We start from the raw sequence: 10783 nt of genomic DNA, 5'->3' as shown, positions 1-10783 counted from the left end.
GAGCACAGGGCCCCGAGCAGAATGGCACAAGCACCATGCTGCACAGCACAATCTCCGCTCCAGAACGCTGAGAGGACCGCATCCCATGGCCACACCACCCCGCGCCTCCGCCCGCCCACCGAAGCGCGCGCCCGGCACCCACCTGCTCATCGACCTCGCCCTGCAAGGCGGCGGTTCGCACGGCGCCTTCACCTGGGGCGTACTCGACCGCCTGCTGGACGACGAGCGGCTGGAGATCTCAGGCATCAGCGGCACCAGCGCCGGCGCCATGAACGCCGTGGCCCTGGCCGCGGGCCTGATGGAAGGCGGCCGCGTGGGCGCGCAGGCCTGCCTCGCCCGCTTCTGGAAAAGCGTGGCCGAATCCTCGTCCTTTCACCACCTGGAGACCGGCCCGCTCGGCGCGCTGTTCGGCACGCAAAACCCCTGGCTTCAGGCGGCCATGGCCCCTTGGCAAACGGCCGCGAAATACGTCGGCGGCCAGTTCTCGCCCTACCAGTTCAACCCGCTCAACCTCAACCCGCTGCGCAAAATCCTGGAAGACACGGTGAATTTCGAGCATGTGCGCGCCTGCCACCGCACCCAGCTGTTCATCGCGGCCACGCACGTCGCCACCGGTGAGCTGCACGTGTTCCGCCAGGACGAGCTCACCGCCGACATGGTGCTCGCCTCGGCCTGCATGCCGTTGCTGTTCCAGGCGGTGATGGTGAAGGGCGAGGCCTACTGGGACGGCGGCTACGCCGGCAACCCCACGCTGATGCCGCTGATCAGCGAAACGCCCGCAGACGACCTGATGCTGGTGCAGATCAACCCCGACCGGCGGGACCGGATTCCCACCCAGGCCAGCGACATCCTCGACCGCGCCAGCGAGGTCACCTTCAACGCCAGCCTGCTCAAAGAACTGCGCACCATCGGCCTCATCAAGGAGCTGCTGAACGACGCCGGCCGGCCCGACACCAGCTTCCAGCGACCGCTGTTCCGCCGCGTGGACGACCTGCGCCTGCACAAGATCAGCGCCGAAGCAGAGCTCTCGCCGTTCGGCGCATCGAGCAAGACCGAGACCGGCTGGTCCTTTCTCTCCCAGCTGCATGGCATTGGCCGGCGCGCGGCCGACGACTGGCTGCACGAACACGGCAAGCACCTCGGCCAGCGCTCGACGTATGCGCTGCCGGAGGTGTACACGGGCTGATGGCTGCTCCGGTTCTGACAGGGATGCAGGCGAAGCAGCAGCGCGCCTGTGCCAATATTCAACGGCATTCGGTTCAGCCGATGCTTTTCTGCTTTTCAGGGACATGACATGACGACTTTCACCGAACACCCGCCCGTGCCCGAAGTGCTGCAGGAAGCACTCAAGGACCATCCTGAGCTGATTGCGAGACTGGAAGAGGGACTGACAGCCGTCGGTCTCAGGCCAGACATGAGCAAGGCGCAACGAACCGATCAACTGGAGCGAGCGTTTTGGCGATTGGAAGGCGACATGGACAGCTTCGTCGAAAGCGCCAGTGATGAAGTGGCCGCTGCCGACGCGGCAGGGGATACCGACAAAGCTGCCAACGCGCGAAAGAAATTGCGCCTCCTGCAACTGCACCGACGCGATGGCGGAGAAGAACTGATGAAGTTCTTCGCTTGGGACCAGGATTGAGGGAGCGGGCCATGGCACACGACTACCCCGCCATTCCAGCCGACCAGCACGACCGGATCCTCAAGAATCAGATCCTTCAGGACGCAAAGTACACACAGGTCACTGGGGGACACGCCCGTCCGAAAGCCATCATCCTGGCGGGACAACCTGGTGCCGGCAAGGGCGGTCTGGCACGCACAGCACTTTCAGAGATGGACGGAAATGCGGCGGTGATCGATCCGGACGATCTGCGCAGCGCTCATCCCGACGCACGCACCCTGCGCGGCCTGAAGCCATACACCTGGTCTGGAGAAACACACAGCGATGCCAGCCGCTGGGCGCAGGAGCTTCGAGCTGACGCAGTGGCCCAGCGCAAGAACCTGGTTCTGGACACCACCATGCCCAGAGCCGATGTCATCAAAGACCTCCAAGCCAAGGGCTACGACGTAGAGATACGCGCTGTCGCAGCCCACCGACTCGAGAGCGAGCTGGGTGTTGACAAACGGTTCACCGATGACCTGGATCGTCGAGGCCACGGCCGCTACGTCCCCCAGGAGGTTCGTTCGGCGGTGTATCAACAACTCCCCGGCGCCCTCGACGACGTGGCGAAGCAGACCGGCGTCCCGGTCCAGGTCTACGACCGCGAAGGCCGGCTGCATTTCGATTCACGCACATCCCCCAAGGCTTCGCCAGGTCAGGCGCTGGAGACGGCCCGCAGCGGCCGGTTGACGCAGGAACGCCTCAACGACCTGCACCAGTCAACCGACGCGCAACGCCAATGGCACCGCACCTTGCCAGAGCGCGTGCCCAACGAGCGCGTGAACGCCGACACCGCCAGCCACCTGCTCGACGAACGCCGCGCGCTGGCGGTCGAACCCGGCGTGCAGCGGCTGCACAACGAGGTCGGTGGTCACCGAGCCGTCCGGCCCACGATCAAGGCGGCCGGCGTTCTGGGCACGGCGTATGGCGCCTTTGAGGGCAAGCAGCAGATCGACGCCGCCATCGACACCGCGCGCTCCAACCGCGAGCAGTGGGTGCGCGGCAGCGAGGAAGCGGCCAACCAGGGCACCAAGGCCGTGCTCACCGGCACCGCGGCCACCGTGGGCGCGATCCCCGGTGCTGCCGCCGGCACGCTCACCAGCCCCGTCACCGGCCCGGTCGGCCCCGTGGTGGGTGGCCTGGCCACCGGCGGTGCCGCGGCCTACGGCGCTGAGAAGCTCTACGAAGACTCGCGCCTGCAGCGGTGGAGCAAGGCACTGGGCCGCGAGGTGGGCGAACTGGGCTACGACCACGTGTCCAAGGAAGGCCGCTTGCTCGGCCAGGTCAACAGCCTGAAGCAAGACCTGCAGAGCGAAACCGACCCCGCCCAACGCGCCCAGCTGCAGACCCGCCTGAACGAGACCAGCGAAACATTCAGCACGGAAGCCGAGCGCAACGGCCGCAGCTTCGAAGCCCGTGCCGGCATCGACAAGGCCTGGGAGCAGACCCACGCGAAATACCCCAAGGTGGACAAGGACGATGTCAACGACGCGCTGGCGAAACACGTCGACGCGGGCAAGCGCCCCGCCGATGCCGCTCGCGGCGCGCTGAGCGACGCCGTGCACGAGCGGTACCCGCGCGCCCTGCCCCACCAGCCGGTGGAGAACTACCGGGCACTGAGCAACCAGCAGTTGGCCGAGAAACACGGCCAGTACGTGGGCGAGGTGGCACAGGGCCGCCAAGCCGTTTTGGCGCTGGCGGCCAACAAGGACCCGCACAACAACGTCGACCAGGGCTGGCCCAAAGCCCTGGCGCAGGAGCGACAGGCTGGGCGGGTGAAGGACGGGCTGAACGAACTGTGGCGCGACACCGGCCACCTGGGCGCGATCCGCGAAAGCATGCAAGAGCGCGGCATGAAGCTGCCCGAGCTGCCGGCCGAACTGAGCCCCAAGGCGACTTCAACGACGACATCAACGAGCCCCCGGGCCGAGCGCTCGCCGCAGCAGGAGCGACACCACCAGCTCGCACAGGCCCAGCTCGGCCCGGCCCTGAGCGCGCGGGGCCACAGCCCTGAACAGATCGAACGCGTCAGCGCGGCCGCCGTGGGCCACGCCCAGCAACACGCGCACCGGGGCGACGTGCGGGCGTTTCACCTGAGCAAGGACGGCGAGCGCGTGGCGGTGGTGCAGGAGAGCGCGCCCGTCAGCGAGTTCAGCGTGAAGGCCGCGCAGAGCCAGAGCGCCGACCAGCACCTGGAGCGCGCCCATGCGGTGGCCCAGACGCAGGCGCGCGAGCAGACCGGGGAACGGACACAGGTCAGCGCCCCGCAACGCGAGGCGCCACAGCGCGCCATGGCGTGAGCCTCAGGGCGGCGCCAGGCCCCTCGTTTCAGCAACCTCGGCTGCTCCCGGACTCACTCAGCTCTCGACCATGTCCACCGCCAGCTGCTCGTCAGGCAACGTGAAATAGAACGCCGCACCCTGGCCCACCGCGCCCTCGCCGCGCACCTCGCCGCCATGGCGGCGGATCACACGGCTCACCGTCGCCAGCCCCACGCCCGAGCCCTCGAACTCGTCGTGGGCATGCAGCCGCTTGAAGGGCTGGAACAGCTGGGCCGCGTAGGCCATGTCAAAGCCCGCGCCGTTGTCGCGCACGCAGAAAACGGTCACGCCCTCCGCCTCGTGGCGCTCCTGCGTGAACGATATGCGGGCGTTGGGCGTCTCGCTGGTGTATTTCCAGGCGTTGCCCAGCAGGTTTTGCAACACCACCAGCATCAGTCCGGGGTCGGCCGTGGCCATCATCCCGGCCTCCATGTGCCAGTCCACCACACGCTGTGGCTCGGCGATCTGCAGATCCCGCACGACCGACCACGCCAGCTCGCTCAGGTCCACCGGCACCTGGCGCACCTCCGTGCGGCTCAGGTGCGCCAGCGACAGCAGGTCGGTGATCAACTGCCCCATGCGGCGCGAGCCGTCCTGGATGCGCCGCAGGTGGCGGCGACCGATGTCGGACATCGCCCCGGCCTCGCCCTCTTCCAGCACGCAGGCAAAGCCGTTGATGCTGCGCAGCGGCGTGCGCAGGTCGTGCGACACGCTGTAGGCAAACGCCTCCAGTTCGCGGTTGACCAGCGCCAGTTCGCGCGTGCGCTCGGCCACGCGCAACTCCAGTTCGTCGTTGAGCTGCTTCAGCGCCAGCTGCGCCGTGCGCACCTCGGTGATGTCCAGCACCGTGCCCATGCTGCGCACCGGCCGGTCGCCGTCGTACTCGGTCACGCCCCGCTCGCGCACGTACTTCACCCGCCCGCCGGGCAGCAGCAGCCGGTGCACCACGTTGTAGGTGCGGCGATCGCGGACCGAGGCGTCAAAGGCCTGCTGCACCAGGGCCTTGTCTTCCGGATGCACCGACGCGAGGAAGCGCTCGAACGAAGGTTGCGACAGCGCCGGATCGACCTCGAAGATGCGGTACACCTCGTCGGACCACCACAGCCGGCCCGAGCCCAGGTCGTACTCCCAGCTGCCCAGGCCCGCCAGCTGCTGCGCCTCATTCAGCCCCGCCTCACTGCGCGCCAGCGCCCGCTGGCTGCGCGCCATGCGCAGCTGGTCCCGCACGATCACGCCGCCAAAGCCCATCAACAGCAGGGACAGGACCCCGGTGACCAGCAGGTTGCGCCGCAGCGCCGGCGCCAGCGGCGCCAGCACCGAGTCGTCGGCCAGGCCGACCGACACCACCAGCCCCGCACCGGCCAAACGGTGCCAGCCGTAGGTGCGTGGCGCGTGGTCGACCACGTCGTTCCCGCGGTAGGTGCCGCGCACCAGGGCCAGATCGGTCCGGAACGGGTGGTCCCCCGGCACCAGCTGGCCCATCGACGCCTCGTTGCTCCTGCTGCGCGCCAGGTAGTGGCCACCCGGGTGCAGCAGCGACACCACGTCCTGGTCCGACAGCTCCAGCTGGCCCAGTTCGCGGGCGATGTAAGCCGACTCCACCACCATGTAGATCACCCCGTCGAAACGCCCCTGGCGCAGCAGCGGTCGATCCACCACAAACACCCAGCGCTCGGTCAGGCGCGAACGCACCGTCGCCGACACCCGCATCGCATCGGCGCCCTGGCGCGCCACCTGAAAGCTGTCGCGGTCGCCCACATAGCGCCCGGTTTCCAGCCCCAGACTGTTGTAGGCCAGATGGCCACTGGCGTCGGCCACCGAAACGTGCGAGACCAGGCCCGGCGGCAAGCTGGCCAGTGCGTCCTTCGCCAGCACGTCGAAACGCTCCCGCGGCTCGCGCCTCCAGTGGTCGCGCAGCGTCCGGAGCGTGACGTCCATCGTGTTGAGTTGCGCCTGCACCTGCCCGGCCATCGCATCGGCCACGTGCAGGCTGCGCTGCTCGGCCTGCAGCAGCACCTGCTCGCGCAGCTGTGCCTGCGCGTGCAGCGACTGCCACCACAACACGCCCGCGGCCAAGCCGGCGAACACGATCACCAGCGCCACAAAGGAACGCATGCGGTGGTTCAAAGGAAGGTCTCCATGCTGAATCGGGTTGCGAAAGGTTCACTCCGGCAAAGATCCAGCGGGGCCAGGCTGAGGCGGATGAAGTCGTGAAGTGCCATGCGGTGAGTCCAGAAACAAAACCCTGTTGTCCGGGTATATCGGTGGAAATCGGCTCGCATTGAGCCCCGGTACAGCCGCCGATCAGCCGCTCAGTACAGTGCGGCAAACTGCTCGACCAGGGGCGTCGGCCCGGCCAGGATCAGGTGATCCCCGGGCTTGATTTCGGTCTCGGGCTGGGCGTAGATGAAGTCCTGGTGGCGGCGCTTGATGCCCACCACCGTGATGCCGTGCTTCTTGCGCACGTTCGACACCGCCAGTGTCTTGTTGTGCGTCTCCATCGGCGCGCGGGTCTTGGCGATGGCAAAACCGTCGTCGAACTCGATGAACTCCATCATCTTGCCCGTCACCAGGTGCGCCACCCGCTCGCCCATGTCGGCCTCGGGGTAGATCACGTGGTGCGCGCCCACCCGCTCGGCAATGCGCCCGTGTTGCGGGCTGTTGGCCTTGGCCCAGATGTCCTTCATGCCCATCTGCGCCAGGTTCAGCACGGTCAGCACGCTCGCCTCCAGGTTGGCGCCGATGCTCACCACCGCGTGCGAGAAGTCGGTCACCGACAGCTGCTGGAGCGCCTGCAGCTCGGTGGCGTCCGCCTTGACGACGTGCGGCAACTCGTGCGCCAGGTCCTGCACCACCTCCTCGTCGGTGTCCATGGCCAGCACCTCGTGCCCCGCCGCCACCAGCGCACGCGCCACGCTGGCGCCAAAGCGCCCCAGCCCGATGACGACCACGCTGTCGCCCCGTTTTGAGTTTGATTTAGCCAACAATCGGTTTCTCCTCGGGATATCGGTACGCCCTGGGTACCTGGTTGATCGCCAGTGCCAGCGCCAGCGTGACCACGCCCACGCGGCCGGCGTACATCAGCGCAATGATCACGCCCTGCGCGCCGGGCGGCAGTTCGGCCGTGATGCCGGCGGACAGGCCCACCGTGGCAAAGGCCGACACCACCTCGAACATCAGCTTCTCCAGCGGCAAATGATCCGCCAGCGGAATGATGAGCAACAGCCCGAGCGACACCGCCGCGCCGCTGAGCACCAGGATCGACAGCGCCTGGCGCTGCACCTGGGTGCCGATGCGCCGCCCGCGCAGCTCCACGTCGGCGCGGCCGCGGATCTCGGCCCACACGATCAGCAGCAGCAGGAACACCGTGGTCACCTTCACGCCGCCGGCCGTGCCCGCGCTGCCGCCGCCGATGAACATCAGCACACAGTGCAGCACCAGCGACTCCATCTTCAGCGCGCCGATGTCCACCGCGTTGAACCCCGCCGTGCGCGCCGAGACCGAGGTGAACATCGCCGCCAGCCACTGATCGGCCAAGCCCAGGGGCCCCAGCGTCTTGGGGTTGTTGTGCTCCACCAGCCACAGCGCCAGCGTGCCCAGCAGCACCAGCGCCGCCGAGCCCCAGACCGTCAGCGTGGTGTGCACCGACCAACGCGCGTGCCGCTTGCGGCGGTTGGCCCAGAGCTCGGTGATGACCGGAAACCCCAGCCCGCCCACCACAATGGCCAGCATCAGCGGACCCAGCACCCAGCCGTCCGTCACGTGGCGCATCACGTTGTCGGGCCAGGTGGAAAAACCCGCGTTGTTGTAGGCCGAGACCGAGTGAAACGCGCCCTGCCACAGCGCCTCGCGCCAGCCCAGACCCATCGTCATGGCGAAGCGCGCCGCCAGCCACAACGCCACCACGCCCTCCACCACCACCGTCACCACCAGCACCATGCGCGCCACCGAGCGCACGTCGCCCAGCGACAGCGCGTGCGTTTCCGACTGCAGCAACAGCCGCGTGCGCAGCTTCATGTGGCCGCCGATCAAGAGGCCCATCAGCGTGGCCGAGGTCATCATGCCGAAGCCCCCGAGCTGAAACAGCGCCATCACCAGCCCCTGGCCCAGCGGGCTCCAGTAAGTGCCCGTGTCCACCACCACCAGCCCGGTCACGCACACCGCCGAGGTGGCGGTGAACAGCGCCGTCAGCCACGGCGCGCTCTCGCCGCTGGCGCTGGCCCAGGGCAACATCAGCAGCGCCGTGCCCAGCACGATGGTGGCCAGAAACGCCAGGGCCAGCACGGCGGCCGGGTGGGTGGGCAGGTGGTTCTTCATGGGCTGGGCGGGGGAGTGAGCGAGTCTAGTCTGTCGCAGAGGTGGCGCCGGTCCCCGCGGCCACAGCGGGCGGGCGGCCTTACCATGCACGCCGTACCGCACAGCAGCGGTACGCAGCCAGGGAGGATTCCACACATGAACACGGTCACCGTGAACCGCATCGAACCGCGCATCCAGTTGGTGCGCGGCATCAAAGTCATCATCGACGCCGATCTGGCGGAGCTGTATGGCGTGCCCACCAAACGCCTGAACGAGCAGGTCAAACGCAACATCGAGCGCTTTCCGCCCGATTTTCTGTTCCAGCTGACGGATGCAGAAAAAGGCGAGGTGGTCGCAAACTGCGACCACCTCGCCAAGCTCAAATTCTCCAGAACGCTGCCCTACGCCTTCACCGAACACGGCGCCATCCAGGCCGCCAACGTGCTGGCGTCGGCCCAAGCGGTGGAGATGGGCATCTACGTCGTGCGCGCCTTCGTCAAGCTGCGCGAAGCAGCCATCGAACACCGCGATCTGGCGAAACGGCTGGATGCTCTAGAAGAGAAAACCGAAGCCCTTGCCATGGACCACGACAGCTTCAGTCGCAATACCCGCGTCCAACTGCGGCAGGTGCTCGATGCATTGCGCGAACTCACGGTGCCGCCCGATCCGCCCAAGCGGCCCATCGGCTTCGTGCCACCCGAGGACAAGGGCGCTGCCAAACCGCCCAAGGCCCGGCGCACGGACTGAGCACGATGCCCCGACGCGTTTCGGGACGCGGGGGTGTGAGACACCTCTTCGCGTGGTCGCAGGCAGCGACCACCTCCCTGCCGCGTCAACCCCGCCAGCCGCCGCCCACCCGCTGCGCGCGGCCCAGGGCTTCGAGGGTTTCAAGGATGCGGGGCAGGCCCTTTTTCCACGGGCCTTTGCCTTTGAAGCTGGCCTCGATAGCCGGTAGCGGCAGCGGCGCGGGGCTGGCGCTGAGCAACTGCGCCACTGCGCGCACCTGCTCAGGCAGGGTGGACGGCCAGGGCTGGGTGAGGGTGGCAGCGGGTGCTGTGGCAGAGGTTTCGGCAAGTGTTTCTGCGTTGTCCGCCGTCACGTCGGCGAGGGCTTCGGCCTCGGCTTCGGTTTCCACACCGGCGATGCCCGCTTGCTCGGGCTGCGGTGCCGGGGTTGCTGCCGCCGCTCGCCGCGCCGGGTCTTGGAACTCGGGGCGCAGCCAGCGCACCGTGCCGGCGGCTTCTTCGGCGGCGCGTTTCGCGTTCAGCGCCACCAGCCGCTCCAGCAACGCTTCGGTCCAGGCGGCGCGCGCGGCTTCGTCGCTCCACGGCACGGCGCCCAGGTCGTTCCAGCCGTAGGCCTGCAGCACGGCGGCGTCCAGTTCGTCGTGCAGGCTCTGCAGCACGCTCACCAGGCCCTGCTCGTGCAGCGCCTTGTCTTTGGCGTTGAGTGGTTCGCCGCGGCGCAGCTTGTCGAGCACGTTGTAGAGCCCCGTGAGCGTGACAGTTTCAAACGCCGCCTGCCGCGCCTTGCGGTGCGCGTCCAACTGCTCGGCGAGCTGGCGGATGCGCTCGGTGAGCGCGGGCGTGAGGCCGGTGTCGTCGCTGGGGAAGGGGAAGGTTTCGAAGCAGCGCGACTTGTTGTAGCGCGGATCGTTGCCAACGCCGAGGCGACCGCCTGCGGCCAGTGCCCATTCGACGTGGATCTGGCTGGACAGCACGCCCAACCAAGCCGCATCGTTCGATGCGATGGCGATCAGCATGTTGTCCGGCAGCACACTCGCATCGAGGAACTGGAACGTGCGGTGTTTCGCCGTTTCGACCGTGGCGATGTAACACGGCAGACCGACAAGCTGGCGCCGCATTTCTTGCCGTGGCTTGCCAAACTGCCACCAGAGCGCAGCGTATCCGGCGCCGTCTTTGGAATCGCTTTTGGCATCGCGCTCTGGCTTCACGCGCTCCAACAACCATTGGAAAACCGCCGGGAAGCGCTCGCGCAGTTGTTCGGCGTTCAGGCCGAATGCGTCGATCACCTGCACGTCGCGCGACTTGGCCATGAGGTCGCGGCCGTTGCGGTATTCGCGGATGAGGGGCACCTTGGCGGGCGAGCCCTCACCCCCGCCCTCTCCCAGGGGGAGAGGGAGCAAGGCTGCAGCCTCTTCGCGTGTGACGATGAAACCACCGCCATGCAGCTTTACGCCCGGTGACGAGACGCCCGTGTTGGCCCGCAGCGGTCCCGCCGCCGCCACGTTCGCGCCAAGGCTGAGGTCCGCATGGATCAACCCCTGGCGCTCGTCGAGCGCGACCTCCACCTCGCCGTCCGCGCCGCTGCGTTCATCGGTCACGCGCCGCAAGCGCCCTTCCAGCCCGGCGCCTCTCGCGGCCACGGTCATGGCGATGCGCACCGCTGCACCATTGGCGCTGTCCACCCACGGATGGTCGGGGATGACGTCCACGAGGGACAACGGCGACTCGTCCGGAATTGTCGTTTTCCGGGGGGGGGGGGGGGG

The 10783-nt window shown here is 67.9% G+C and carries 8 protein-coding genes; 4 read left to right on the top strand and 4 right to left on the bottom strand.

Going from position 1 to position 10783, the window contains the following annotated elements; genetic code table 11:
- Positions 1-85 precede the first annotated feature (85 nt).
- The 3 genes from B0E41_RS00820 (at position 86) to B0E41_RS00810 (ending at position 3957) form a co-directional block, all read left to right on the top strand.
- Positions 86-1186, top strand: a complete 1101-nt coding sequence (locus B0E41_RS00820; RefSeq protein WP_077327747.1) for a patatin-like phospholipase family protein — start codon at positions 86-88, stop codon at positions 1184-1186.
- Positions 1187-1294: 108 nt separating this feature from the next.
- Positions 1295-1639, top strand: a complete 345-nt coding sequence (locus B0E41_RS00815; protein WP_077327744.1) for a hypothetical protein — start codon at positions 1295-1297, stop codon at positions 1637-1639.
- Positions 1640-1650: 11 nt separating this feature from the next.
- Positions 1651-3957: a zeta toxin family protein gene (locus tag B0E41_RS00810; RefSeq protein WP_077327741.1), complete on the top strand. Its 2307-nt coding sequence runs from the start codon at positions 1651-1653 to the stop codon at positions 3955-3957.
- A 57-nt stretch (positions 3958-4014) separates the two neighbouring features.
- Here the strand turns inward: B0E41_RS00810 and B0E41_RS00805 are convergent, their stop codons facing one another.
- The 3 genes from B0E41_RS00805 to B0E41_RS00795 all read right to left on the bottom strand — a co-directional run bounded on the left by B0E41_RS00805 (position 4015) and on the right by B0E41_RS00795 (position 8295).
- The gene (locus tag B0E41_RS00805; RefSeq protein WP_077327739.1) at positions 4015-6093 is read right to left on the bottom strand and encodes a sensor histidine kinase; all 2079 of its coding nucleotides are present in this window, start codon (positions 6091-6093) and stop codon (positions 4015-4017) included.
- A gap of 197 nt (positions 6094-6290) precedes the next feature.
- A complete protein-coding gene (locus tag B0E41_RS00800) occupies positions 6291-6965 on the bottom strand; it encodes a TrkA family potassium uptake protein (RefSeq protein WP_077327736.1) in 675 nt (224 codons plus the stop codon).
- Positions 6955-8295, bottom strand: coding sequence for a potassium transporter TrkG (locus tag B0E41_RS00795; protein ID WP_077327732.1), 1341 nt, complete (start codon positions 8293-8295; stop codon positions 6955-6957). The genes B0E41_RS00800 and B0E41_RS00795 overlap by 11 nt, the downstream gene beginning before the upstream one ends.
- Before the next feature lie 135 nt (positions 8296-8430).
- Between B0E41_RS00795 and B0E41_RS00790 the strand changes: the two genes are divergently transcribed.
- Positions 8431-9021, top strand: coding sequence for an ORF6N domain-containing protein (locus tag B0E41_RS00790; RefSeq protein WP_077327729.1), 591 nt, complete (start codon positions 8431-8433; stop codon positions 9019-9021).
- A gap of 85 nt (positions 9022-9106) precedes the next feature.
- Here the strand turns inward: B0E41_RS00790 and B0E41_RS00785 are convergent, their stop codons facing one another.
- Positions 9107-10729, bottom strand: coding sequence for a type IIL restriction-modification enzyme MmeI (locus B0E41_RS00785; protein WP_077327726.1), 1623 nt, complete (start codon positions 10727-10729; stop codon positions 9107-9109).
- Positions 10730-10783: the final 54 nt, after the last annotated feature.

It is taken from the genome of Hydrogenophaga sp. A37 (genome assembly GCF_002001205.1).
Lineage (GTDB): Bacteria > Pseudomonadota > Gammaproteobacteria > Burkholderiales > Burkholderiaceae_C > Hydrogenophaga.
This window is presented reverse-complemented; position numbering and strand designations above follow the sequence as displayed.